The organism is Rhizobium leguminosarum, assembly GCF_019798305.1.
GTDB lineage: Bacteria > Pseudomonadota > Alphaproteobacteria > Rhizobiales > Rhizobiaceae > Rhizobium > Rhizobium leguminosarum_U.
In genome coordinates, this window is the sequence record NZ_JAAXDD010000003.1 from 362,688 (window position 1) to 388,284 (window position 25,597).

At 62.5% G+C, this 25,597-nt stretch carries 24 protein-coding genes; 10 read left to right on the forward strand and 14 right to left on the reverse strand.

Translation table 11 applies throughout. The features are described from left to right. Positions 1-6 precede the first annotated feature (6 nt). Positions 7-1,032, reverse strand: a complete 1,026-nt coding sequence (locus HFO99_RS07600; protein WP_020052644.1) for a sulfate ABC transporter substrate-binding protein — start codon at positions 1,030-1,032, stop codon at positions 7-9. Positions 1,033-1,394: 362 nt separating this feature from the next. On the opposite strand from HFO99_RS07600, the gene HFO99_RS07605 reads away from it, so the two are divergent. Continuing rightward, complete coding sequence (locus HFO99_RS07605; protein ID WP_222360317.1) at positions 1,395-2,411, forward strand: porin; 1,017 nt, start codon at positions 1,395-1,397, stop codon at positions 2,409-2,411. A 114-nt stretch (positions 2,412-2,525) separates the two neighbouring features. On the opposite strand, the gene HFO99_RS07610 is transcribed toward HFO99_RS07605, so the two are convergent. The 8 genes from HFO99_RS07610 to HFO99_RS07645 all read right to left on the reverse strand — a co-directional run bounded on the left by HFO99_RS07610 (position 2,526) and on the right by HFO99_RS07645 (position 11,495). Then, the gene (locus HFO99_RS07610) at positions 2,526-2,981 is read right to left on the reverse strand and encodes a PTS sugar transporter subunit IIA (RefSeq protein WP_222360319.1); all 456 of its coding nucleotides are present in this window, start codon (positions 2,979-2,981) and stop codon (positions 2,526-2,528) included. Positions 2,982-3,037: 56 nt separating this feature from the next. Beyond that, positions 3,038-3,730, reverse strand: coding sequence for a response regulator transcription factor (locus tag HFO99_RS07615; RefSeq protein ID WP_222360321.1), 693 nt, complete (start codon positions 3,728-3,730; stop codon positions 3,038-3,040). Beyond that, positions 3,727-6,435: a sensor histidine kinase gene (locus HFO99_RS07620; RefSeq protein WP_222360323.1), complete on the reverse strand. Its 2,709-nt coding sequence runs from the start codon at positions 6,433-6,435 to the stop codon at positions 3,727-3,729. The genes HFO99_RS07615 and HFO99_RS07620 overlap by 4 nt, the downstream gene beginning before the upstream one ends. A gap of 178 nt (positions 6,436-6,613) precedes the next feature. Continuing rightward, positions 6,614-7,183: a potassium-transporting ATPase subunit KdpC gene (kdpC, locus tag HFO99_RS07625; RefSeq protein WP_222333640.1), complete on the reverse strand. Its 570-nt coding sequence runs from the start codon at positions 7,181-7,183 to the stop codon at positions 6,614-6,616. Between the two features lie 178 nt (positions 7,184-7,361). After that, positions 7,362-9,422: a potassium-transporting ATPase subunit KdpB gene (gene kdpB / locus HFO99_RS07630; RefSeq protein WP_222333639.1), complete on the reverse strand. Its 2,061-nt coding sequence runs from the start codon at positions 9,420-9,422 to the stop codon at positions 7,362-7,364. A gap of 44 nt (positions 9,423-9,466) precedes the next feature. Further along, complete coding sequence (locus tag HFO99_RS07635; RefSeq protein ID WP_222360325.1) at positions 9,467-9,622, reverse strand: hypothetical protein; 156 nt, start codon at positions 9,620-9,622, stop codon at positions 9,467-9,469. A 9-nt stretch (positions 9,623-9,631) separates the two neighbouring features. After that, a complete protein-coding gene (gene kdpA / locus HFO99_RS07640) occupies positions 9,632-11,335 on the reverse strand; it encodes a potassium-transporting ATPase subunit KdpA (RefSeq protein ID WP_222360327.1) in 1,704 nt (567 codons plus the stop codon). 70 nt (positions 11,336-11,405) lie between these two features. Further along, positions 11,406-11,495, reverse strand: coding sequence for a K(+)-transporting ATPase subunit F (locus tag HFO99_RS07645; protein WP_003547774.1), 90 nt, complete (start codon positions 11,493-11,495; stop codon positions 11,406-11,408). A 487-nt stretch (positions 11,496-11,982) separates the two neighbouring features. Here HFO99_RS07645 and HFO99_RS07650 point away from each other — a divergent pair, with 487 nt between their 5' ends. After that, positions 11,983-13,026: an NAD(P)-dependent alcohol dehydrogenase gene (locus tag HFO99_RS07650; protein WP_222360329.1), complete on the forward strand. Its 1,044-nt coding sequence runs from the start codon at positions 11,983-11,985 to the stop codon at positions 13,024-13,026. 13 nt (positions 13,027-13,039) lie between these two features. Here the strand turns inward: HFO99_RS07650 and HFO99_RS07655 are convergent, their stop codons facing one another. The 4 genes from HFO99_RS07655 to HFO99_RS07670 form a co-directional block, all read right to left on the reverse strand. Further along, positions 13,040-13,609 carry a DedA family protein gene (locus HFO99_RS07655; protein ID WP_130746877.1) on the reverse strand — a complete coding sequence of 190 codons (570 nt, stop codon included), beginning with the start codon at positions 13,607-13,609 and terminating at the stop codon, positions 13,040-13,042. Between the two features lie 30 nt (positions 13,610-13,639). Beyond that, positions 13,640-15,001, reverse strand: a complete 1,362-nt coding sequence (locus HFO99_RS07660; RefSeq protein WP_222360331.1) for an FAD-containing oxidoreductase — start codon at positions 14,999-15,001, stop codon at positions 13,640-13,642. Beyond that, positions 14,998-15,456, reverse strand: a complete 459-nt coding sequence (locus HFO99_RS07665) for a DUF4126 domain-containing protein (protein WP_222360333.1) — start codon at positions 15,454-15,456, stop codon at positions 14,998-15,000. The genes HFO99_RS07660 and HFO99_RS07665 overlap by 4 nt, the downstream gene beginning before the upstream one ends. A gap of 91 nt (positions 15,457-15,547) precedes the next feature. Continuing rightward, the gene (locus tag HFO99_RS07670) at positions 15,548-16,735 is read right to left on the reverse strand and encodes an acyl-CoA dehydrogenase (RefSeq protein ID WP_222360335.1); all 1,188 of its coding nucleotides are present in this window, start codon (positions 16,733-16,735) and stop codon (positions 15,548-15,550) included. 174 nt (positions 16,736-16,909) lie between these two features. Between HFO99_RS07670 and HFO99_RS07675 the strand changes: the two genes are divergently transcribed. After that, a complete protein-coding gene (locus HFO99_RS07675) occupies positions 16,910-17,248 on the forward strand; it encodes a cupin domain-containing protein (RefSeq protein WP_011655128.1) in 339 nt (112 codons plus the stop codon). Positions 17,249-17,270: 22 nt separating this feature from the next. Here the strand turns inward: HFO99_RS07675 and HFO99_RS07680 are convergent, their stop codons facing one another. Next, on the reverse strand, positions 17,271-18,224 hold the full coding sequence (locus HFO99_RS07680) for a LysR family transcriptional regulator (protein WP_222333628.1): 954 nt from the start codon (positions 18,222-18,224) through the stop codon (positions 17,271-17,273). A gap of 174 nt (positions 18,225-18,398) precedes the next feature. On the opposite strand from HFO99_RS07680, the gene HFO99_RS07685 reads away from it, so the two are divergent. The 7 genes from HFO99_RS07685 (at position 18,399) to mmsB (ending at position 25,594) form a co-directional block, all read left to right on the forward strand. After that, on the forward strand, positions 18,399-19,604 hold the full coding sequence (locus tag HFO99_RS07685) for an ABC transporter substrate-binding protein (RefSeq protein WP_222360337.1): 1,206 nt from the start codon (positions 18,399-18,401) through the stop codon (positions 19,602-19,604). Positions 19,605-19,609: 5 nt separating this feature from the next. Further along, a complete protein-coding gene (locus HFO99_RS07690; RefSeq protein WP_222333627.1) occupies positions 19,610-20,392 on the forward strand; it encodes an ABC transporter ATP-binding protein in 783 nt (260 codons plus the stop codon). Next, positions 20,392-21,093, forward strand: coding sequence for an ABC transporter ATP-binding protein (locus HFO99_RS07695; protein ID WP_222333626.1), 702 nt, complete (start codon positions 20,392-20,394; stop codon positions 21,091-21,093). The genes HFO99_RS07690 and HFO99_RS07695 overlap by 1 nt, the downstream gene beginning before the upstream one ends. 4 nt (positions 21,094-21,097) lie before the next feature. Next, positions 21,098-21,985, forward strand: coding sequence for a branched-chain amino acid ABC transporter permease (locus HFO99_RS07700; RefSeq protein ID WP_222333625.1), 888 nt, complete (start codon positions 21,098-21,100; stop codon positions 21,983-21,985). A gap of 1 nt (position 21,986) precedes the next feature. Beyond that, positions 21,987-22,976 (forward strand): branched-chain amino acid ABC transporter permease, encoded by a 990-nt coding sequence (locus HFO99_RS07705; protein ID WP_222333624.1) that lies wholly within the window; start codon positions 21,987-21,989, stop codon positions 22,974-22,976. 131 nt (positions 22,977-23,107) lie between these two features. After that, the gene (locus tag HFO99_RS07710; protein ID WP_222333622.1) at positions 23,108-24,703 is read left to right on the forward strand and encodes a GMC family oxidoreductase; all 1,596 of its coding nucleotides are present in this window, start codon (positions 23,108-23,110) and stop codon (positions 24,701-24,703) included. A gap of 9 nt (positions 24,704-24,712) precedes the next feature. Continuing rightward, positions 24,713-25,594, forward strand: a complete 882-nt coding sequence (gene mmsB, locus HFO99_RS07715) for a 3-hydroxyisobutyrate dehydrogenase (RefSeq protein ID WP_222360339.1) — start codon at positions 24,713-24,715, stop codon at positions 25,592-25,594. The last annotated feature ends 3 nt before the right edge of the window (positions 25,595-25,597 follow it).

Sequence of the window (25,597 nt, forward strand, 5' to 3'; positions counted from 1 at the left end):
AGTCTATTATTGGGCCGGCTTGTAGATTTGGTCAAATACGCCGCCGTCGCCGAAGAATTTCGGCTGTGCGCTCTTCCAGCCGCCGAAGTCGTCGATGGTCGCAAGCGTCAGCTTCGGGAAGCGGGCGATGTCAGCCGGATCGGCGGCTTCCGGCTTGAACGGCCGGTAGTAATGCTTGGCGGCGATCTTCTGGCCTTCGTCCGAATAGAGGTAGTTGAGATAGGCTTCGGCGACCTTGCGTGTTCCCTTCTTGTCGACATTGCCGTCGACGATGGCGACAGGCGGGTCGGCGCGGATGGAGAAGGTCGGTGTCACGATCTCGAACTGGTCGGGACCGAGTTCCTCGAGCGAAAGATAGGCTTCGTTTTCCCAGGCGAGCAGCACATCGCCGAGGCCGCGCTGGACGAAGGTGGTCGTGGCGCCGCGGGCGCCGGTGTCGAGAACCGGAACGTGCTGCAGCAGTTTCGCAACGTAATCCTGCGCCTTGGCTTCGTCGCCGCCGTTGGCCTGCTTGGCCCATGCCCAGGCGGCGAGGAAGTTCCAGCGTGCGCCGCCCGAGGTCTTCGGGTTCGGGGTGATGACCTGCACGTCGTCCTTGACCAGGTCGCCCCAGTCCTTGATGCCCTTCGGGTTGCCCTTGCGGACGAGGAAGACGATCGTCGACGTATAGGGCGTCGAATTGTTGGGGAACTTGGTCTTCCAGTCGGCCGGGATCTTGCCGGTCGCCTTGGCGATGGCGTCGATATCACCTTCGAGGGCAAGCGTCACGACGTCGGCGTCGAGGCCGTCGATGACGGAGCGGGCCTGGGCGCCGGAACCGCCATGCGAAGCCTGGATCGTCACCGTTTCACCGCTGTCCTTTTGCCACTTGGCGGCAAAGGCGGCATTGAAATCCTTATACAATTCGCGGGTCGGATCGTAGGAGACGTTAAGAAGCGTCTGATCTGCGAATGCCGGAGCAATGCTTCCGATCGCGAAGCTGCCTGCCATGACCGCCGCCGCGAGGAGCCGGGTGAGCCGTAGTGTGTGCATGGGAACCCTCCTGTTTTTCTGTCTTAACTCTATCAAATCAGTCGTATAATGAAACAAAGGTTCTTCCGGTTCCGGCTTGGCTGTTAGAATGCCATTCCATTTAACAGGCAATTTGGAAATGGACGTGCCGAAGTTGGCCGCGGCCAATTGGCCGCCAAGCCGTCCTGCCGCAGGGCCGTGTTTTTTTGGCCACAGTTCCTCCACGAAAACAACATGGTACTGCTGATTTTTGCCAGGATTTTGCCGCGATGGCACTTGCGGATTCCTATATGGCCTCCGTTGCGGCCGTATTCGCCGACCGCAACGCGGGGGCAACCCTTGAAGTGCGCCTCGCATTCCAAACCTGTTAAGGGCCGTTCAAAATGAATATCAGGACTATCCTTTTTGCCTCCGTTGCCGCCCTTGCCGCGGCATCCGGAGTTCGCGCAGCCGACGCCATTGTGGCGGCGGAACCGGAGCCCGTGGAATATGTTCGCGTTTGCGACGCCTACGGTACCGGCTATTTTTATATTCCGGGGACGGAAACATGCCTTTCGATCAGCGGTTACATCCGTACCGAAGTGCGCTTCGGTGACGATATTTCCGGCGATTCCGACGTAGACTTCTGGACTCGCGGTCAGGTCACCTTCCAGACCAAGAACGACACCGAGTACGGTACGCTCACCGGCGTTATCACGCTGCGTTACAATGTCGACGATGCCTCCGATCAGGAAGCATTGCTCGATGAGGGCTATCTCGACATTGCCGGTTTCCGCGCCGGTATGATGTATAGCTGGTGGGATGACGACATGAGCGGCGAGACCGATACGCTCGCCAGCAACGAGACGAACCACAACTCGATCCGTTATCAGTACGAGAATGGCGCTTTCGCAGCCGGCATCTCGGTCGACGAACTGGAAGAAGACTACGCCACCAAGCCGGGCGACGGCCCGAACAACTATGGTGTCGCAGGCCAGGTCTCCTACAAGGCCGGCGCCATCAGCGCTTACCTGCTTGCCGGTTATGACACCGACACCAGCGAAGTCGCTGTCCGCGGCATCGTCTATGCCGACATCGGCCCTGGCACGCTCGGCATTGCCGGCGTATGGGCAAGCGGCGCCAACTACTACTACGAAGAGTCCGAGTGGACGATCGCAGCACAGTATGCCTTGAAGGTCAACGACAAGTGGTCGGTCACCCCGGGCTTCCAGTACTTCGAGAACATCGCTCTCGAGGCTGACGGCAACGGCTTCACCGGCGGCAGCGCCTATACGACCGGTGTCACCATCGACTACCAGATCGTCGAAGACCTGCGTTCGAAGCTCAGCGTGCAATATCACGATGAGGACGAAGGCGACGACGAAGTGTACGGCTTCCTGCGCTTCCAGCGCGATTTCTAAGATAGTCTGATTGCAGACGAGCGGGCGCGACCTTCGGGCCGCGCCTTTTTTATGATGCCGAAAAGTGTGAGCGGTTTTCGGACGACATCATGCTCTCGCTATTGAATTTGGACGTCACACCCGTGAATCGGCGATGAAATCGGAATAGAATTCGTCGACCGTTCCTGCCTTGCGCATGGCGGCAAGCACGCCGTCCGATTGCAGCCGCCTGGCGATGGCGGACAGCACGTTCAGATATTCGCCGCGATTGTTTTCTCCAAAGAGCAGCACGAAGGCGATATCCGTCGGGATATCGTCGATCGCCTCGAAATCCAGCGGTTGGGCGAAGCGGAGGAGAAGGCCGCGCGGGCTGGTCATGCCGTCGATCGCCGCATGCGGGATGGCGATACCGTTGCCGATCCCCGTCGAGCCGAGCTTCTCACGCGCTTCGAGCGCCTTCAGGATGGTCTGGCCGTCGACGGAGAACGCCTTGGCGGCCTTGTCCGCGATGGTCTGCAACGCTCGCCATTTGGTCGGCGCCGACACGCCGATGAAGGCGTGTTCCGGCCGGATGATGTTGGGAAGGTTCATGTCATTCTCAATACTGTTCGGCTCGATACTGTTCGGGCAGCGGGAGGGAAGGGAGGTCAGTCCGGTTCCCTGAGCCGGTAGCCGACGCCGGTCTCGGTGGTGATATAGTGCGGCTGGTCCGGAAGCTGCTCGACCTTTTGCCGCAGCTGCCTGATATAGACGCGCAGATACTGCACATCCGCCGCCGGCCCCCATACCTGTTTTAAAAGAAACTGGTGTGTCAGCACCTTCCCGGCGTGCTGGGCGAGCACGCGCAGGATGTCGTATTCCTTCGGCGACAGCTTTATTTCCATGCCGTCGACCTTGACGATGCGCTTGACGAGATCGATCGACAGCCCGCCGGTCTGGAAGATCGGCTTTTCTCCCTGCTGCTGCAGGCGGTGGCGCAGCGCCACGCGGATGCGGGCGCCGAGTTCGTTGATGCCGAAGGGCTTGGTGACGTAATCGTCGGCGCCGCTTTCCAGCGCCTTGACGATACCGGCCTCGTCAGTGCGGCTGGACAGAATGACGACCGGCATGGAAAGCCCTTCCTCGCGCCACGCCTGCAGCAGGTCGTGGCCTGATGTGTCGGGCAGGCCGAGGTCGAGCACGATGAGATCGGGCATGTCGTCGGCGACCGACTGGCGGGCAGCGCTGGCGTTTGGCGCCTCCTGCACCTCGTAGCCTTGCGCGCTCAGGCCGACGCGGAGCAGCTTGCGGATCGGAGGCTCGTCGTCGACGACGAGGATTTTGACGGCTGAACCGGTCATTTGAGTTCATCCAGTTTTGGAATGTCGGTGGGTTTCGGCAGGCGGATGGTGAAGACGGCGCCCGGACGGCCCGTCCGGTTGCCGGCAGTGATCGTGCCGCCCATCGCCTCGATGAAGCCGCGGCAGATGGAAAGGCCAAGCCCGGTGCCGGCGCGCACCTGATCGCCCTTGCGCACGCGGTAGAAGGTATCGAAGACGCGGTTAAGATCGGCCGGCGGAATGCCTGGGCCTTCGTCCGAAATCTGCACGACCACGTTGTCGGCATCGGCCCAGCCCTCGATGTGGATCACCGATGCCTCGGGCGCGTATTTCGCGGCATTGTCGAGCAGGTTGAAGATCACCTGCTCGAACAGGACGGGATCGACACGCACCATCGGCAGCTCGGCGGGAATGCTCATCTCGGTCTTATGACCGTCGAGGATCTTTGCCGCACGGCGCAACGCACTGCCGATGATATCGCCGGCATAATGCAGCGCATGGTTCGGCTCCATCGCGCCGGATTCGATCTTGGTCATGTCGAGCAGGTTGGCGATGAAGCGATTGAGGCGTTCGGATTCGTCGACGACGGTCGACAGCAGGTCGCTGCGGTCCTCCTCCGGCATCGAGGCGAAATAGTCGCGCAACGTGCCGGCGGCGCCGAGAATGGCGGCTAGCGGTGTCTTCAGGTCATGCGAAATCGACGTCAGCAGCGCCGAGCGCAGCCGGTCGGCTTCGGCTGCCAGCCTTGCCCGGTCGACATCGGCGACGAGCTGAACGCGCTCGATGGCAAGGGCTGCCTGGTCTGCCAGCGCGTCGAGCAGCCGCTGCCGCTCCGGCGTCAGCAGCGGGCCGTCGCGGCGGTCACTGTCGAGGCCGATGACGCCGACAGCGGTGCGCCCGGTTCTGAGCGGCACATAGAGGCGCTTGGCGCCGGGCAGGGTGTCGGCTCCGCGGCCGGCGGCGTGATTATGCTCCCAGGCCCAGCGGGCCGCGGCGATATCGGCATCGTCGAGTGTGTCATCGGGGGGATAACCGGCCTTGACGGCGATGGTGCCGTCTTCCGGCAGCAGCAGCACGACGCGGACCTTCAGCATCGAGGCGAGTTGGAAGGCCGTCGCCCAGAGCACGTCGTCGAGCGTGCCGGTGCCGGCGAGCTTTTTCGAGAAGAGATAGAGATCCTCGGTCGTGCGCGCCCGCTGGCGGGCGGCGGCGGCCTGGCGCTGCACGGTTGCGGTTAGGTTGCTGGCGATGATGGCGACGCCCAGGAAGAAGAACAGGGCAAGCACGCTTTCCGGATCGCTGATCGTCAACGTGTAGCGCGGCGGCAGGAAGAAGAAGTTGAAGGACAGCGCGCTGAGGATGCAGCTGTAAAGGGCCGGCCGCAGGCCGTGGAGGACGGCCGAGGTCAGCACCGCCATCAGGAAGACGAGGGCGAGGTTGCGCACGTCGAGCACCTGGTCGAGCACGACGCTGACGCCGAGCGCGATAGCGACATAGCCGGTCGCCAGAAGATAGGCCCTGAAATCCAGTTGCGGCGGGCTGGCGGCCGCCCTGACGCCGCGCGCGGTGGTGCCGTCCTTCTCATTGCCTGAAATGACATGGACGCTGATCTCGCCGGTCTTGCGGATCAGCTCGTCGGTGATCGAACGGCTCCACCAGTCGCGCCATGTCGGCTTCTTCGGGGCGCCGATGACGATATGGGTGACGTTGTTGGCGGTGGCATGACGAACGAGCTCCTCGGCCACTTCGCGGCCGGGAATGGTGATCGCTTCGCCGCCGAGCTGCTCGGCAAGGCGCAGCGTGGCGGCGACGATATCGCGCTCGGCTTCCGTCAGATTGATCGAGCGGTTGGTCTCGACATACACGGCAGCCCAGGGCGCGCGCAGCCGCGAGGCCATGCGGGCGGCATAACGCACCAGCGAGGCGGAGCGCGGATGGTGGTCGACCGAGACGAGAACACGTTCGCCCGCCGCCCAGGGGCCCGATATGGCGTGGGCCTGCATATGGGAAAGCAACTGGTCGTCGACGCGCTGGGCAGTCCTGCGGAGCGCAAGCTCTCGCAGTGCCGTCAGGTTGCCCGGGGTGAAATAATTGCTCAGCGCCCGTTCGGCGGTGCGCGGCATGTAGACCTTGCCGTCATGCAGGCGCTTGATCAGATCATCCGGCGTCAGGTCGATGATCTCGACGTCGTCGGCAAGGTCGATGATCGAGTCCGGCACCGTCTCGCGCACGCGGATGCGAGTGATCTGCGAGACGACGTCGTTCAGGCTCTCGACGTGCTGGATGTTCAGCGTCGTGTAGACGTCGATGCCGCGATCGAGCAATTCCTTGACGTCGAGATAGCGCTTCGGATGGCGGCTGCCCTCGGCATTGGTGTGGGCGAGTTCGTCGACCAGCACGAGATCAGGCCGGCGGGCGAGGATGCCGTCGAGGTCCATTTCCTCGAGCGGCCGACCCTTGTAGCTGATTTCGACGCGAGGGATGATCTCGAAGCCGGCGACGAGCGCTTCGGTCTCCTTGCGGCCGTGGGTCTCGACGACGCCAATGACGACGTCGAGACCGTCGGCTATCTTGGCACGGCCGGAGACGAGCATCTCGTAGGTCTTGCCGACGCCGGGGGCCGCTCCGAGAAAGATCTTCAGACGGCCGCGCATTTCGGCCCGGGCCTTTTCGAGAAGCGCATCGGGCGAGGGCCTGCCGGCCTGGTCGCGGTTGTCGTCTGGCATGCGTATGGTCTTTCCTGTCGGCGAGGCTTGCTCCACCTTCCCTCATCCCTGTGCTCGTCACAGGGATCCAGCAGCGCCGCGTCTGCGGCGCGGAAGACTCTTTTCACGCGAAGGACTTCGCGTGGCTGGATTCCTGTGACGAGCACAGGAATGAGGGAGGGGTTGTAGCCCGCAACCTTCATTCAGTCATAGAAGCATCAAGGCTCTGGTTCAACGCCAGAACATTGACTGTAGGTTCGCCGAGAATGCCGAGTTCGCGGGCTTGAACGGTGCCGTCGACCAGTGCCTTGACCTTGGCTTCATCCATGCTGCGTGCCTTGGCGACGCGCGGTACCTGGAAATAGGCCGCTTCCGGTGAGATCTCGGGATCGAGGCCGCTGGCCGAAGCGGTGGCAAGGTCGGCGGGCACGTCAGCCGTCGGGTTTGCCGCCTTGGCTGCCTCGTAGTCACCCTTGACACGGTCGATCAGCTTCTGGCTGGTCGGGCCGAGGTTAGAGCCGCTGGAGGCAGCCGCATTGTAGCCGTCGCCGGCGGCCGAGGGGCGGCCGTGGAAATACTTGTCGCTGGTGAAGGCCTGGCCGATCAGCGTCGAGCCGATCACCTGGCCGTTCTTCTCGATCAGGCTGCCGTTCGCCTGGGTCGGGAAGAGGGCCTGGGCAGCACCCGTCATGGCGAGCGGATAGAGAAGGCCGGTTATGGCGGTGGTAGCGACGATCATGACGATTGCCGGACGAAGTTCTTTCAACATTGACTTACTCCTTGGAGTGTTCTTTTGCGAAGAGCTCCGGTTCCGATCCTCTCGGAACCGGGATGGCTCCAGGCCTTAGAGCGCCGTGCGTCCTTTCGGACGCACAAAGGACGCTCTAACTCTTTGAATCTACGCATCGTGCTTTCCGAAAATCGATTCCGATTTTCGGGCCGATGCGCTAGGCGAGGCCGAGGGCTGCGACAGCCATGTCGATCGCCTTGATGCCGATGAAGGGGACGATGATGCCGCCGGCACCATAAATCAGCAGGTTGCGCGACAGTAGCGCGCCGGCGCCGATCGGACGGTAGCGCACACCCTTCAATGAAAGCGGGATCAGCGCGATGATGATCAGCGCATTGAAGATGATCGCCGAGAGGATGGCGCTTTGCGGCGTCGACAATCCCATGATGTTGAGCACGCCGAGCTGCGGGTAGAAGGTCAGGAACATCGCCGGGATGATGGCGAAATACTTGGCAATGTCGTTGGCGATCGAAAACGTCGTCAGCGCGCCGCGCGTCATCAGGAGCTGCTTGCCGATCTCGACGATCTCGATGAGCTTCGTTGGATCGCTATCGAGATCGACCATGTTGCCGGCCTCGCGGGCGGCGACCGTGCCGGTGTTCATGGCGACGCCGACATCGGCCTGCGCAAGCGCCGGCGCATCGTTGGTGCCGTCGCCGCACATGGCGACGAGCTTGCCCTTCGACTGCTCCTCGCGCATCAGCGCCAGCTTCATCTCCGGTGTTGCCTGGGCGAGGAAGTCGTCGACCCCGGCTTCGGCTGCGATGGCGGCTGCCGTCAGCGGGTTATCGCCTGTTATCATCACCGTGCGGATGCCCATGCGGCGAAGCTCGGTGAAGCGCTCGCGGATGCCGCCCTTGACGATATCCTTCAGCTGGATGACGCCGAGCAGCCTGCCGTCGCGGGCAACCGCCAGCGGCGTGCCGCCTGATTTGGCGACTTCGTCGGCGATCGACTGCAGTTCGCGCACGACCTCGCTGCCGTTTTTCGAGGATGAATCGCCGTTGACATAGGTCAGCACGGCGTCGACCGCACCCTTGCGGATCGAGGCTCCTTCGAGATCGACGCCGCTCATGCGGGTCTGGGCGGTGAAGGGCACGAAGGTTGCTTTCAGGCTTGCCATGTCGCGGCCGCGGATCGCGTATTTCTCCTTGGCGAGCACGACGATGGAACGACCTTCCGGCGTTTCGTCGGCAAGCGAGGCGAGCTGCGCGGCATCGGCGAGATCCTGTTCGGGAACGCCGCGTACCGGACGGAAGGTCGTCGCCTGGCGATTGCCGAGCGTGATCGTGCCCGTCTTGTCGAGCAGCAGCGTGTCGACGTCGCCGGCGGCTTCGACCGCACGGCCGGACATGGCGAGCACGTTGAAGCGGACGAGGCGGTCCATGCCGGCGATGCCGATTGCCGAGAGCAGTGCGCCGATCGTCGTCGGGATCAGGGTGACGAAGAGGGCGACGAGCACGATGATCGGGATCGAGCCGCCGGCATAAATGGCAAAGCTCGGGATCGTCGCGGTGGCGAGCACGAAGATCAGCGTCATGCCGGCGAGCAGGATGTTAAGCGCGATCTCGTTCGGCGTCTTCTGGCGTTCGGCGCCTTCGACGAGCGCAATCATCCGGTCGATGAAGGTCGAGCCGGCAGCGGCGGTGATGCGGACACGGATCCAGTCGGAGAGTACCTGCGTGCCGCCGGTGACGGCCGAGCGGTCGCCGCCGGATTCGCGGATGACAGGGGCGGATTCACCGGTGATCGCCGCTTCGTTGACGGAGGCCACACCTTCGATCACTTCGCCATCCGAGGGGATGATGTCACCGGCCTCGACGAGCACGATATCGCCGACCTTGAGGCTGGTGCCCGGCACCATGCGGTAGCCGCTGCCGTTGTGGGCGGTGAGTAGCTTCGCCTGGGTTTCGGTGCGCGCTTTGCGCAGCGAATCCGCCTGCGCTTTGCCGCGGCCTTCGGCGACGGCTTCGGCGAAATTGGCAAAGAGCACCGTGAACCAGAGCCAGAGATTGATCTGGAACGAGAAGCCGAGATTGCCGTTGCCCGCCACCAAATCGCGCAGGAAAAGAACGGTGGTCAGCACCGAGACCGTGGCCACCACAAACATGACCGGGTTTCTGGCAAGCGCCCGCGGGTTGAGCTTCTTGAAAGCGTCCCCCACGGCCGGAATGAGAATGCGAGAATCCATGATGCTCGCGGATTTTGCCTGGCTCATAAGAGACTCCAGCTTTGAAACGAGGATGGCGAACCGGCGGCCGGTCAGCCCTGTGGGATCTTGAATGCGGCGGCGATGACGAGGAGGCCGGTCATCATCACCAGGATGATGTCGGAGGCGCGGGCCGTCGGGCCATTCCCTCGTCCCGGCGCACCGGGACAAGGGTGGAAGGCGTTGCGAAGCCTGTGACGGAGGATCATGGCGTCGCCTCAGAAGGTCTGGCCGGCGATCATGACCAGGTGCTCGACGATAGGGCCGAGCGCCAAGGCCGGGAAGAAGGTCAGGCCGCCGACGATCAGGATCGTGCCGACGAGCAGGCCGACGAAGAGCGGTCCATCGGTCGGGAAGGTGCCTGCCGAGGCCGGAACCGTCTTCTTGGCGATCAGCGAGCCGGCGATGGCAAGCGCCGGGATGATGACCAGGAAGCGGCCGGCGAGCATGCCGATGCCGAGCGTCACGTTGTACCAGGGCGTATTGCCGGTCAGGCCGCCGAAAGCCGAACCGTTGTTGGCCGCAGCCGAGGTATAGGCATAGAGGATTTCGGAGAAGCCGTGCGGGCCGGCCGTGCCGATCGAGGCGACGGCGGAGGGCAGCACGGTGGCGATCGCGGTAAAGACCAGCATGGCGAGCGGCAGGCAGAGGATGGCGAGAACGGCCATCTTCATTTCCTTCGCCTCGATCTTCTTGCCGAGATATTCCGGCGTGCGGCCGACCATCAGGCCGGAGACGAAGACGGCGACGATGATGAAGAGAAGGATGCCGTAGAAACCCGCGCCGACACCGCCGACAATGATTTCGCCGAGCTGCATGTTGATCAAAGGGATCAGGCCGCCAAGCGCGGTGAAGCTGCCATGCATGGCATTGACCGCGCCGCAGGAAGCGGCCGTGGTAATGACCGCAAAGAGCGAAGACAGGGCGACGCCGAAGCGGACTTCCTTGCCTTCCATATTGCCGCCGCCGAGACCGAAAGCGTGCATCAGCGGGTTGCCGGCAGCTTCGGCCCAATAGGTGACGATGACACCTGCGAGGAACAGCACGCCCATCGTGGCAAGGATCGCCCAGCCCTGGCGCTGATTGCCGACCATGCGGCCGAAGACGTTGGTCAAAGCCGCGCCGATCGCGAAGATCGAGACCATCTGGATGAGATTGGAGATCGCGTTGGGATTTTCGAACGGATGGGCCGAATTGGCGTTGAAGAAGCCGCCGCCGTTGGTGCCGAGCATCTTGATCGCAAGCTGCGAGGCGACGGGTCCGACGGCAATCGTCTGTTGCGCGCCTTCGAGCGTGGTCGCATTGACATAGGGCCCAAGCGTCTGCGGCACGCCGAGATAGACGTAGACGATGGTCAGCACGATGCAGATCGGCAGCAGGATGTAGAACGTGCCGCGGATCATATCGACCCAGAAATTGCCGATCGCCCTGCCCGACGCCCGTGCGAAGGCACGAATAAAGGCGACAGCGATCGCCATGCCGGTCGCGGCCGACAGGAAGTTCTGCACCGTGAAGCCGGCCATCTGGGTCAGGTACGACATGGTGCTTTCGCCGCCGTAATTCTGCCAATTGGTGTTTGTGGGAAAGCTGACGGCGGTGTTGAACGAAAGCTCCGGCGGGACGGCGGCCATGCCGGCCGGATTATAGGGCAGGATGTCCTGCAGGCGCAGGAGCGCGTAGAGGACGAGGACGCCGAGCAGGTTGAACATCAGCATCGCGAAGGCATAGGAGGTCCAATGCTGCTCCTCGCGCTCGCTGGTGCCCGCAATACGGTAAAGCCGCCGTTCGATCGGAACGAGGACCGGGAAGAGGAATGTGCGCTCGCCGTTATAGACACGCGTCATGTAGCCGCCGAGCGGTTTGACGAGCACGAGGACGATCCCGCAGTAAAGCAGGATCTGAAGCCATCCGTTGAGGGTCATTTGGGGTAACTTTCAATACCCGGCTGCTTCTGAGGTCACGCATGCGCGACCTCAGAAGCGCCAGTTCTCTTCAAAAGCGTTCTGGGCGAAGGAGAGCGTAGGTGAGGTAAACGGTGAGAAACACGGTCACGGCACCGCTCAAGACATAGTCGAGGGTCATCGTCGGTTCTCCTGTCAAAGCCTGTCGCAGGCTCGGGTGTAGGCAAAGCACAGCGCAAAGAATATGATCGCCGTGCCAAGTAGAATGATATCCATCATGATCGTGACTCCTGTTGTTCTTGGAGTCAGACAAGACAAAGGGCGCTGGGAGGCCGCCTTTCATGCTTTCTGGCGTGGAGATGACCTTTCGATCTCTCGGCGATCAATATGGAGCCGGAGAGCATAAAGGTTCGAGACGGACGACAGGCCATCTATATAAAAATCTTATAAATGCCCTTACGGGGCCGCTCGTCGTCGGACCAGGCTGGCGCAGTTTTCGGGCGGGCCGCTGCCGGCACTGAGCCTCGGCAAATCTGCGTGAGCATTTTATCATGTGTTGAGCAAAAGCCTTCTCAATCTGGTTGAATTGGGAGGGCTTCGGGCTTTATAGTCGGTTTCAACGGTGCCCGATGGAGTCATGGGCAAGCCAATAGGGAAGGAAACCGACGATGACCAAAGTCCGCGCGCTTGTCCTCGAGCGCCAGCATGAGCTTGCGCTCCGCGATATCGATCTGCCGCTCGAAACCGGCCCCGGCGAGGTGAAGGTCAGGATCCACACGGTCGGCGTCTGCGGTTCGGACGTGCATTATTACACGCACGGCAAGATCGGCCCCTTCGTCGTCAACGCGCCGATGGTGCTCGGCCATGAGGCGGCGGGCACGGTGGTCGAGGTCGGAGCCGGCGTCACGCATCTGAAAGTCGGCGACCGCGTCTGCATGGAGCCTGGCATTCCCGATCCGAATTCGAAGGCAAGCCGTCTCGGCATGTACAATATCGACCCGGCCGTCACCTTCTGGGCGACCCCGCCGATCCATGGCGTGCTGACGCCAGAGGTCGTGCATCCCGCCAATTACACCTTCAAGCTGCCCGACAATGTCAGCTTCGCCGAAGGCGCCATGGTCGAGCCCTTCGCCGTCGGCATGCAGGCGGCCGCCAAGGCGAAGATTACGCCTGGTGATACTGCCGTCGTTCTCGGCGCCGGGCCGATTGGCACCATGGTGGCGATCGCGGCGCTTGCCGGCGGCTGCGCCCGCGCGATCGTCGCCGATCTTGCCCAGCCGAAGCTCGATATCGCCGCACAATACCAGGGCGTCATCCCGGTCAATATCCGCGAGAAGAACCTGGCCGAAGAGGTTGCCCGGCTGACCGACGGCTGGGGCGCCGACGTCGTTTTCGAATGCTCCGGTTCGCCGAAGGCCTGGGAGACGATCATGGCGCTGCCGCGCCCGGGCGGCATCATCGTCGTCGTCGGCCTGCCCGTCAACCCGATCGGCTTCGATGTCTCGACGGCATCCACCAAGGAAATCCGCATCGAGACGGTGTTCCGCTACGCGCACCAGTATGAGCGCTCGATCGCGCTGCTCGGCTCGGGACGCGTGGACCTGAAGCCGCTGATATCAGAGACCTTTAGGTTCGAAGATTCGATCAAGGCGTTTGATCGCGCCGTCGAGGCACGGCCGAGCGACGTGAAGCTGCAGATCGTGATGGAATAGAGCAAGTCTGCTCTCATGAGTGCCTGGCACTCAGTTTCATCTTGCGAAAGGCAAGAGCCGCGCCTGCGACGACAGCCGCGGCTCCGACTGCGATCAGCAGGTGGCGGTGCAGGGGAAGGTGGCCCAATGTCTGTTCGATGCCATGCCCAAACACGTAACCGAGCCCTGTGAACAGCTGCCCCCACACCAACGCGGCCGCGGCATTCAGGATAATGAATTTACCGGTCGCAATTCGCGTTGTCCCGATGACGATCGGGCTGATCGTCCGCAACCCAACCAGGAAACGAAACGCAAGGATGAAGCCTGTGGGATATCTTTCCAGAAGCCGGGTTGCGCGCGCCAGCGTCGGTGTTTCCATCAGCCGGCGGACGAGACCCCATCGAGCGGCATAACGGCCGGCGAAGAACCAGAACTGATCGCCGGCGAAGGATCCTGCCGTTGCCGCAAGCGACGCCGACCAATAGGTCAGCAGCCCGCGGTGGGAAATCACGCCGCCAAGGAAGGCGGCTGTTTCGCCTTCGAAGGCTGCACCCAGAAATATCGCCAACAGGCCGTAGTGCTCGATCAGCAGTTCGATAGACACGTAGCTGTCCTCGGCCCTGGGTTTCTACAGCTAAACCGGCTTCAAATCCCCAAGCAGCGTCGGGATCAGCTCCGACACCGTCGGATGGATCGGCACCGACCATTGCAATGCGGGATACGTCGTTCCCGCATTCATCGCGTCTATGATGCCGTGGATCACCTCGTCGCCTTCGATGCCCAGGATTGCCGCACCGAGGATTTTTTTAGTCTCGGCGTCGGCGATCACCTTCATGAAGCCCTTAGTCTCGCCGCGCTCGTTGGCGCGGCCGACGCGGCTCATCGGCCGGGTCGAGATCATGATCTTGCGTCCCGAGGCGCGCGCCTGCTTCTCCGTTATGCCGACGCGGCCAAGCGGCGGGTCGATATAAAGCGCATAGGCCAGTATGCGGCTCGAGACCTTGCGATCGTCGCCGTCGAGCAGATTGGCGGCGGCGATCTCGAAATCATTGTAGGAGGTGTGGGTGAAGGCGCCGTGGCCGTTGCAGTCGCCGAGCGCCAAGATGCCATCGACATTGGTGGCAAGCCTGTCGTCGACGGTGATATAGCCGTGCTTGTCGGTGATGACGCCGGCGGCATTGAGGCCGAGATCGTCGGTGTTCGGCTTGCGGCCGGTGGCGATCAGCACATGGCTCGCATCGATCCTCGCTGAATCGGTGGCGACCGTTATTCCGTCGCTGCTCTTGGCGAAGGCGATGTCGCTGGCGCCGGTATGAATGTCGATGCCCTCCGAGCGCAGGACATCGGCGATCGCATCGGATATATCCTCGTCCTCGCGCGCTGCGAGCTTCGGGCCATGCTCGATGACGCTGACTTCGGCGCCGAAGCGGCGATACATCTGTGCGAATTCCAGCCCGATGTAACTGCCGCCGATGACGGCCAGATGCCGCGGCAGCGTGTCGAGATGGATGATCGAGGTGCTGGTGAGATAGTCGATATCGTTGATCCCGGGCAGGTCGGGGATGATCGGCCGCGCGCCGACATTGAGGAAGATGCGCGGTGCGGTCAGCATGTCGCCGTTGACGCTGACCGTCTTCGGGTCCTCGAAACGGGCATGGCCGTAAATCACGGTCATGCCGTCCATGCCGGCGAACCAGCCGATCAGGCCGTTGCGGGCGTTCATGGTCACGGTTTCGGCACGGGCTTTGACCACCTTCATGTCGATGGCGATCTCGCCCTGGAGATTCACGCCGTAAACGGCGCCGTTTCTCGCGACATGGGCGGCGCGGGCGCTGGCGACCAGCGTCTTCGTCGGCATGCAGCCGGCATTGACGCAGGTGCCGCCGAGGAATTTGCGCTCGATCAGCGCCACCTTCATGCCCTTTTCGACCATGCGGGCGGCGAGGAAGGGGCCGGCCTGACCGGCGCCGATAACGATGGCGTCGAAGCTCTTCATGACACGGCCACGATCAGCAGCGCGCCGATGACGGCGACGGCATCCTCGATAAGGGCGGCCGGCAGATCCTTGCCGAAGGACGCTGCGAGCCTGCCGCGGACGGCAGCACCGCCATATGTGCCGATCACGGCGCCGATTACCCCGACGATCAGCCCGCCGAAGAGCAGGCTGTTGGCCGCGCCGATCGTGGCACCTGCCAGCGCGCCCATGACGATGCGAGCGCCGAACTGCACCGGCACCTTGCGCGATGGCGTCGATGGTAGCTGGTCGGTGATCAGTTCGACGACGGCGAGAAGCGTGAAGATCCACGGCGTCCAATGGTAACCCATGAACGCAAGCGGCGTCTGCGAGACATCGAACCAGCCAAGCGCCGCGCCCCAGGCGACGGCGGCCGGCGCCGTCATGGCGCGAAGCCCGGCAATGACACCAAACAGCAATGCAAGAAGCAGAAACATGCATGATCCCCCTTTTTGCCGGCTCTTGCCGCCGTCAGGGAAAGTTGCACATTGTCAGGCGCGTGGCAATTCGTCCTTTCGCGCCAAGAGGCTAGTTCGCAAAGGCGGCAATGCCGGTGATCGCCCGGCCGATGATCAGCGCGTGGATGTCGTGCGTGCCCTCATAGGTGTTGACCACTTCGAGGTTGACCAGATGACGGGCGATGCCGAATTCGTCGGAGATGCCGTTGCCGCCGAGCATGTCGCGGGCCGCCCGCGCAATCTCCAGCCCCTTGCCGCAGCTGTTGCGCTTGAGGATCGAGGTCAGCTCCACCGGCGGATGGCCGTCCTCCTTCATGCGGCCAAGCCGCAGGCAGCCCTGAAGGCCGAGCGAGATTTCCGCCGCCATGTCGACGAGCTTCTTCTGGATCAGCTGGTTGGCGGCAAGCGGCCGGCCGAACTGCTTGCGCTCGAGCGTGTATTGCCGGGCTCGCGCATAACAATCCTCGGCAGCACCGAGTGCGCCCCAGGCGATGCCGAAACGGGCCGAGTTGAGGCAGGTGAACGGTCCCTTGAGGCCGGTCACATCAGGCAGAAGGTTTTCCTCAGGCACGAAGACCCCGTCCATCACCACTTCGCCGGTGATCGAGGCGCGCAGTCCCACCTTGCCGTGGATCGCAGGCGCCGAAAGCCCTTTCCAGCCCCTTTCGAGAATGAAGCCGCGGATGAGGCCATCCTCGGTCTTTGCCCAGACGACGAAGACATCGGCGATCGGTGCGTTGGAGATCCAGGTCTTCGAGCCGGCCAGGCTATAGCCGCCGTCGACCTTTTTGGCACGTGTCGCCATCGAGCCGGGGTCGGAGCCGTGATCCGGTTCGGTCAGGCCGAAGCAGCCGATCCATTCGCCGGTGGCGAGTTTCGGCAGGTATTTCAGCTTCTGCGCCTGCGACCCGAAGGTTTCGATCGGCACCATCACGAGTGAGGACTGCACGCTCATCATCGAACGATAGCCACTATCGACCTTTTCGACCTCGCGGGCGATGAGGCCGTAGGCGACGTAACCGAGTCCGGCGCCGCCATAATCCGGCGAGATCGTCGGGCCGAGCAGGCCGAGTTCGCCCATTTCGCGGAAGATCGCAGGATCGGTCCTTTCATTGCGGAAAGCGTCGAGAACGCGGGGCGCAAGCTTTTCCTGCGCATAGGCGTGGGCTGTGTCCTGCACCATGCGCTCTTCGCTGGTCAGCTGCTCCACCAGGCGGAACGGATCGGCCCAGTCGAAAACTTCGCGCGTATGCTGCATAGCGGCGTCTCCTCATCCCAGTTCAGGCTTGCCTCGCTCAAGTTGGCCATAGACCCGCCAGCCGACCGCGTCAACAGAAGGTCGTCGCGCCGAAAAGACGGGCCACGCCATCTTTTCAAAAGCGTCGGCATGATCCACTCTGCCCGCGATCGATTCTGGAACGAGGAGGCGGAAATGTCGTCAAGCGATCTGTTCGTATCGGCCGAAGGCGCCGAATGGGTCAATCCCGAGCCCGGCGTGGTCAGGCGCATCATGACCTATCTGCCCGAGATGATGATGGTGGAAGTGGCCTTCGAAAGCGGTGCCGTGGGTGCGGCCCATTCGCATCCGCACATCCAGGCCAGCTACGTCGCCGAAGGCAGTTTCGAAGTGACGATCGATGGCCGGACCGAGGTGCTCAAGCAGGGCGGCAGCTTCATCGTACCCCCCAATCTGGTCCATGGCGTCAAGGCGCTGGAAAAGGGCAGACTGATCGATGCATTCACCCCGCACCGGGCCGAATTCCTGAAATAGCTGGCATGATGCCACTCATGATCTAAACGTCCGCTCTTGTCCGGCGCGCCGGGCTGGCGGCGGTGACATAGGGCGGCACGAAGCGCGCATCCTCGCCGCGTACCGCCTCGCGGAGGAAATCAATCACGGCGCGCACGCGGGGCGCCTGTTTCAGGTCGCGATGGCAGGTGATCCAGTAGTGGCGCTTGAGGTCGATTTCGTCTGGCAGCACGCGCACGAGTTCGGGATAACGGCTGGCGAAGAAATAGGGCAGGATGCAGAGACCGAGGCCGTTTCTCGTGGCGGTCAGCTGCGCGAAGATGCTGGAGCTCTGGAATTGCGGCTTGATGCGCGGGTGCACATCGCCGAGATAATCCAGGCCCGGCGCGAAAATCATTTCCTCGATATAGCTGACGAAGGGATGGCTGAGCAGGTCTTCGCGGGAGTTGATGTCAGGCGCCTTGGCTAGATATTCCCGAGAGCCGTAGACCTGCAGGTGGTAATCCGTCAGCTTCTCGGCGAAATACGCCCCGCCCTTCGGTTCGTCGAGCACGACGGAAAGATCGGCCTCCTTGCGCGACAGCGACATGATCTGCTGGATCGTCACCAGTTCCAGCGCCAGGTGCGGATGCTGGGCGGCAAACTGCGGCAGCACGGTTGCGAAGAAGAAATTGGCAAAACCTTCCGGTGCGCTCAGCCGCACCAGGCCGCGCTGCGCCATCGAGCCGTCGGCGAGGTCGGCACGCAGCCGCTCGGTCTCCTGCTCCATCCTTTCGGCCGTCTCGACGAAGCGCGTGCCCATGGCGGTCAGCACGTAGCCGCGCGGATTGCGCTCGAACAGCTTTACCTTGAGAGTGAACTCCAGGCGGTCGATGCGGCGCGAGACGGTGGCATGGCTGGAGCGCAACTGGCGAGCCGCCGTCGACAGCTGTCCGGTGCGGGCGACGGCTAGAAAAAACTGCAGATCGTCCCAAGTAAACTGCGACGGATTGTTCATCGCGATCCTCTCTGTTCAAATATGAACAGATACTGTTTGGAATTAGTTGTAAACCACCCGTTGCCTCAGGGCGGAATTTCCGTGATCGTAGGGTGAGGGTCCGTCGTTCTGAGGAGGACGGCTGGCCAAATTTGAACAGATCCGCAATCTGGCCAATCTCTGGGAGGAGAGAATATGCGAAAGAATCTCATTGCATCAGTTGCATTTCTGCTTGCAAGCAGCACCGCGGTGCTCGCGCAGAGCGCGACCGACGGCAAGGTCAAGATCGGCATCCTGAACGACCAGTCGGGTGTCTATGCCGATTTCGGCGGCAAGTCTTCCGTCGAAGCCGCCAAGATGGCGGTCGAGGATTTCGGCGGCAAGGTGCTTGATGTGCCGGTCGAGATCGTCGATGCCGACCACCAGAACAAGGCGGATATCGCCTCCAACATCGCCCGCCAGTGGTACGACACCGAGCAGGTGGATGCGATCATGGAACTGACGACCTCGTCTGTGGCGCTCGCCGTGCAGGCGATCGCCAAGGAGAAGAAGAAGATCGACATCGTCACGGGTGCTGCGACGACGGATCTGACCGGCAAGGCCTGCTCGCCTTATGGCTTCCATTGGGCCTATGACACCCATGCACTCGCCGTCGGCACCGGCGGCGCGCTTGTCAAGCAGGGCGGCGACAGCTGGTTCTTCCTGACCGCCGACTATGCCTTCGGCTATTCGCTGGAGCAGCAGACCAGCGATTACGTCAAGGCGAGCGGCGGCACGGTCGTTGGCGCCGTCCGCCATCCGCTGTCGAGCCAGGACTTCTCGTCCTTCCTGCTTCAGGCGCAATCGTCTGGCGCCAAGGTGATCGGCCTTGCCAATGCCGGCCTCGATACATCGAACGCCATCAAGCAGGCGGCTGAATTCGGCATCACCCAGGGCGGCCAGCATCTGGCGGCGCTGCTCTTCACATTGGCCGAAGTCCACGGCCTCGGCCTCGACGCGGCGCAGGGGCTGACGCTGACGGAAGGCTATTACTGGAACCACGACGACGAAAGCCGCGCCTTTGCCAAGAAGTTCTTCGCCCGCACCGGCAAGATGCCGAACATGATCCATACCGGCACCTATTCGGCGGTGACGCAATATCTGAAAGCCGTGCAGAAGGCCGGCACCGACGAGACGGAAGCCGTCGCCAAGCAGCTGCATGAAATGCCCGTCGACGACGTCTTTGGTCGCGGCGGCACGGTCGGCGCCAATGGCCGCATGATCCACGACATGTACCTGCTGCAGGTGAAGAAGCCTTCCGAAAGCAAGGAGCCGTGGGATTACTTCAACGTGCTCGCCACCATTCCCGGCAAGGAAGCTTATATCGATCCCGCCAAGAGCGGCTGCGATCTGGTGAAGTAGCAACGATGGCGGTTTCCGCAATTGAAACTCAGGAAAAGCCGCGGGTGGTCTTGTCCGCTCGCGGCCTGCGTCGCGATTTCGGCGGCTTCACGGCCGTCAAGAACGTCGATCTCGATGTGCATGACGCACGCGTGCATGCACTGATCGGCCCGAACGGCGCCGGCAAGACGACGGTCTTCAACCTGCTGACCAAGTTCCTGCAGCCGACCTCAGGCACCATCACCCTCATGGGCACCGATATTACCAGGACGCCGCCCGACAAGGTGGCGCGCATGGGGCTCGTTCGCTCCTTCCAGATCTCGGCGGTCTTTCCGCACCTGACCGTACTCGACAATGTCCGCGTGGCGCTGCAGCGGCCGAACAATCTTTCCACACAGTTCTGGCGGCCGCTTTCGGCACTCGATCGGTTGAACGAGCGCGCCGAGCAACTGCTCGCCAGCGTCGGGCTTTCCAAGGAGCGCGATCATATCGCCGCCGATCTTTCTTATGGCCGCAAGCGGGTGCTGGAGATCGCCACCACGCTGGCATTGGATCCGAGAGTGCTGCTGCTCGACGAGCCGATGGCCGGCATGGGGCAGGAGGATGTCGGCGTCGTCTCGTCGATCATCCGCGAGGTCGCCCGTGACCGGGCGGTGCTGATGGTCGAACACAATCTCTCCGTCGTCGCCAATATCTGCCAGCACGTCACCGTCCTCCAGCGCGGCGAGATCCTCGCCGAGGGCGATTATGCCACCGTCAGCCAGGACGAGCGAGTGCGTGTGGCCTATATGGGCACGGAGGAGCATTGATGGCCGCTCTCCTCGAAGTCCAAGGCCTCAATGCCTGGTACGGCGAAAGCCACATATTACATGGCGTCGACATGCGTGTCGGCGAAGGCGAGACGATCACCATTCTCGGCCGTAACGGCGTCGGCAAGACGACGACGTTGCGCACCATCACCGGCATCGTGCGAACCCGTAAGGGCAAGATCAGCTTTGCCGGCAGCGACATGATGCAGGTGCCGCTGCACAAGACGGCGCGTCGGGGCATCGGCTTCGTGCCGGAGGAGCGCGGCATCTTCTCGACCCTGACTGTTTCGGAAAATCTGCTGCTGCCGCCTGTCGTGGCAGGCGGCGGCATGACGCTCGACGAGATCTACGAGCTCTTTCCCAATCTTTACGAGCGCCGCGGCAGCCCGGGCACCAAACTATCAGGCGGCGAGCAGCAGATGCTGGCGATCGCCCGGATCTTACGCACCGGCGTCAGGCTACTCATTCTCGACGAACCGACGGAAGGGCTTGCCCCGGTCATCGTCCAGCGCATCGGCGAGGTGCTGAAGACGCTGAAGGCGCGCGGCATGACGATCCTGCTCGTCGAGCAGAATTTCCGTTTCGCCAGCCGTATTGCCGATCGCTTCTATCTGATGGATCATGGGCAGATGGTGTCGGAATTCCCGGTCGGTGAACTGCCGCAGCGCATGGACACGCTGCACAAAGTTCTGGGAGTGTGACCAGATGACGATGATCTTCGGCATTCCCCTTCAGGCGCTGTTCGGCCAGCTGCTGATCGGCCTGATCAACGGCTCGTTCTATGCGCTGCTCAGCCTCGGCCTGGCCATCATCTTCGGCCTGCTTAGGGTGATCAACTTCGCCCATGGCGCGCAATATATGCTCGGCGCCTTCGTCGCCTACCTGCTGCTGACCTATGTCGGCATCGGCTACTGGCCGTCGCTGATCCTGGCACCCGTTATCGTCGGCCTCGCCGGCGCTGTCATCGAGCGGCTGTTCCTGCGCCGGCTCTATGATCTCGATCCGCTCTACGGGCTGCTCTTCACCTTTGGGCTGGCGCTCGCGGTCGAGGGCACCTTCCGTTATCTCTACGGCTCTTCCGGCCAGCCCTATGCGACGCCGGCAGCGCTCGCCGGCGGGGCCAATCTCGGCTTCATGTTCCTGCCGATTTATCGCGGCTGGGTGGTCGTCGTCTCGCTGGTCGTCTGCCTCGGCACCTGGCTGCTGATCGAGAAGACCAAGCTCGGTGCCTATCTCAGGGCCGCCACTGAAAATGCCGTTTTGGTGCAGGTCTTCGGCGTCAACGTGCCGGTGCTCTTGACGCTCACCTATGCGCTCGGCGCCGGTCTTGCCGCCTTTGCAGGCGTGCTGGCGGCGCCGATCTACCAGGTCTCGCCACTGATGGGCTCGAACATGATCATCGTCGTTTTCGCCGTGGTCGTCGTCGGCGGCATGGGATCGATTTTGGGCGCGATTATCACCGGTTACGTGCTCGGCATTGCCGAGGGCCTGACCAAGGTCTTCTATCCCGAGGCGTCCAACATCGTGATCTTCGTCATCATGGCGATCGTGCTTCTCATCAGGCCCGCGGGCCTCTTCGGACGGGATGCTTGACATGGCCGACATCACCGACACCGTTGGAACGGAAAAAAGCCGAACCGCCCTTTCGGTGCAGGCGGGTTTCCTGCTGGCCGGGTTGCTGCTCCTGCTGCTGGCACCGTTCTTTTTCTATCCGATCTTCCTGATGAAGCTGCTCTGCTTCGCGCTCTTTGCCTGCGCCTTCAACCTGCTGCTCGGCTATACCGGCCTGCTTTCCTTCGGCCACGCCACTTTCTTCGGCGGGGCGGCCTATTTCACCGCCTATACGGTGAAGGCATGGGGCCTGCCGCCGGAACTCGGCATCCTGATTGGCGTGGCGGGGGCGGCCTTTCTCGGGCTCGTCATGGGTTTCTTCGCCATCCGCCGGCAGGGCATCTATTTCGCGATGATCACGCTGGCGCTGTCGCAGATGTTCTTCTTCTTCTGCCTGCAGGCGAAGTTCACCGAGGGCGAGGACGGTATCCAGTCGGTGCCGCGCGGCCATCTCTTCGGCTTCATCGATCTGAACAGCTCGACCAACATGTATTATTTCGTGCTGGCCGTGTTCATCATCGGCGTGCTGATCATCTGGCGCTTCATCAATTCACCCTTCGGCATGATCCTGAAATCGATCCGTGAAAACGAGCAACGGGCGACCTCGCTCGGTTATTCCGTGGCGCGCTACAAGCTCGGCGCCTTTGTCATGTCGGCAGCGCTTGCCGGGCTCGCGGGTGCTGTGAAATCGATCGTTTTCCAGTTTGCAACGCTGACCGACGTCGCCTGGCAGATGTCGGGCGAGGTGATCCTGATGACGCTGCTCGGCGGCATCGGCACGCTGATCGGCCCGCTGTTTGGCGCCGGCCTGGTGGTGGCGTTGGAAAACTACCTCGCCACGTCGGAATTCCCGGTGACGATCATCACCGGCATCGTCTTCATGGTCTGCGTGCTGATCTTCCGCCGCGGCATCATCGGGGAATTCTACGCCTCTCGGCTGGGGCGGAAACTGGGCTTCGTCTATCGCCGCTGAACGGGCGGACCTCTCTTTCCGGAAAGAATTACTTTTCCCGGGAAGAGAGACGGACGGCGGCGCTGCGACTCTTCCTCTCCCCGTGCTGCGGGGAGAGGGAAGCGGCAAGCATCTGGAGTCTCGTGCGCGGCATGGATCGTTACGACTACATCATCATCGGGGCAGGCAGCGCCGGCTGCGTGCTCGCCAACCGGCTGTCTGCCGATGGCCGGAACCGGGTGCTGCTGCTCGAAGCCGGCGGCAGCGACAACTATCACTGGATCCATATTCCGGTCGGTTATCTCTATTGCATCAACAATCCGCGTACCGACTGGTGCTTCACCACGGCGCCGGAAGCGGGGTTGAACGGCCGGGCGCTGAGTTATCCGCGCGGCAAGGTGCTCGGCGGCTGTTCGTCGATCAACGGCATGATCTACATGCGCGGCCAGGCGCGCGATTACGACCTCTGGCAACAGATGGGCTGCAGCGGCTGGGGCTGGGATGATGTTCTGCCCTTCTTCCGCAAGTCGGAGGATTTTTATCGCGGCGAAGACGAGATGCATGGTGCCGGCGGCGAATGGCGCATCGAAAAAGCGCGGGTGCGCTGGGCCGTGCTCGATGCCTTCCAGCAGGCTGCCAGGGAAGCCGGCATCCCTGAGACGGCGGATTTCAACCGCGGCAGCAACGAAGGCTCCGGCTATTTCGACGTCAATCAACGTTCCGGCATTCGCTGGAACACCTCGAAGGCCTTCCTGCGCCCGGCGGTGAAACGCTCCAACCTGACCGTCCTGATCAAGGCACAGGTCCGGCGGCTGCTGGTGGAGGAGGGCGCCGTTGCCGGTGTCGAGTTCCAGCACGGCGGCGTGGCGAAACGCGCCTATGCGGCGAGAGAAACCGTCCTTTCAGCCGGTTCGATCGGTTCGCCGCATATCCTGGAACTATCAGGCATCGGCCGGGGCGAGGTTCTCCAGCGGGCGGGCGTCGATGTCGTCACCGAGGTCAAGGGCGTTGGCGAGAACCTGCAGGACCATCTACAGCTGCGTCTGGCCTACAAAGTCACGGGCGTTCCGACGCTGAACGAGAAGGCGACGAAGCTGATCGGCAAGGCGGCGATCGGGCTCGAATATCTCGTCCGCCGCTCCGGGCCGATGGCGATGGCGCCGAGCCAACTCGGCATCTTCACCCGATCAGGCCCGGACCGGGAAACGCCCGACCTGCAGTATCATGTGCAGCCGGTGTCGCTGGAGAAGTTCGGCGATCCCGTCCATCCTTTCCCGGCAATCACCGCGAGCGTCTGCAATCTGAGGCCGGAAAGCCGCGGTTCAGTCCACCTGTCGAGCCCGGATTTTGCCGCCCAGCCGACGATCAGCCCAAAATACCTCTCGACGCAGCGCGATCGTGACATAGCTGTCCGTTCAATACGATTGACGCGCAAGATCGTCGCGCAGCCTTCGTTTGCCCGTTACAGGCCGGAGGAATTCAAGCCGGGGCCTGCCTATCAGACGGAGGCCGATCTGGAGCGGGCGGCGGGCGAGATCGGCACGACGATCTTCCATCCCGTCGGCACCTGCCGCATGGGCGCCGACAGGGATAGCGTCGTCGACCCCAGGCTGAGATTCCGGCCACTCGGCAAGCTCAGGATCGCCGACGCCTCGGTGATGCCGTCGATCACCTCGGGCAACACCAATTCGCCGACTATCATGATCGCCGAAAAGGCGGCAGCAATGATCCTCGAAGACAATCGATAGGAGAAGACCATGGCAAGGATCGCATTCATCGGCCTCGGCAACATGGGTGGGCCGATGGCGGCCAATCTGGTCAAATCAGGCCACGAGGTCTTGGGCTTCGATCTCGCGGCTTCGGTGCTGAAGGCGGCCGAGGAGAGCGGCGTCAAGCCGGCAAGCCATGCCAGCCAGGCGGTCAAGGACGCGGAGATCATCATTACCATGCTGCCGCAGGGCAGACACGTGCTGACGGCCTGGACGGATATCCTGCAGTCTGCGGCTCAGGGCACGCTGGTCATCGATTGCTCGACCATCGATGTCGAAAGCAGCCGCAAGGCGCATGAAATGGCCCAGGCCACCAGTTGCCTGTCGCTCGACGCCCCGGTCTCCGGCGGCACGGGCGGGGCGACCGCGGGCACGCTGACCTTCATGGCCGGCGGCACGGTAGACGCCTTCGCCAGGGCAAAACCAATCCTGGAGGCCATGGGAAAAAAGATCGTCCATTGCGGCGAGGCCGGCGCCGGCCAGGCGGCGAAGATCTGCAACAACATGATCCTCGGCATTTCGATGGTGGGCGTCTGCGAGGCCTTCGTGCTCGCCGAGAAACTTGGTCTCTCGCATCAGGCGCTGTTCGACGTTGCCTCGACCTCGTCAGGCCAGTGCTGGTCGATCAATACCTATTGCCCGGTGCCGGGACCGATCCCGACCTCGCCGGCAAACAATGACTACAAACCGGGTTTTGCCGCGGCACTGATGCTGAAGGATCTCAGGCTGTCCCAGGAAGCGGCGCTGGCAAGCGGCGCCTCCACCCCGCTCGGCGCGGAAGCAGCGCAGCTTTATGCTCTCTTCGAAAAGCAGGGCAACGGCGGAAGGGACTTTTCCGCCATCATCGAGATGTTCCGCGAGAAGGCGTGAGCG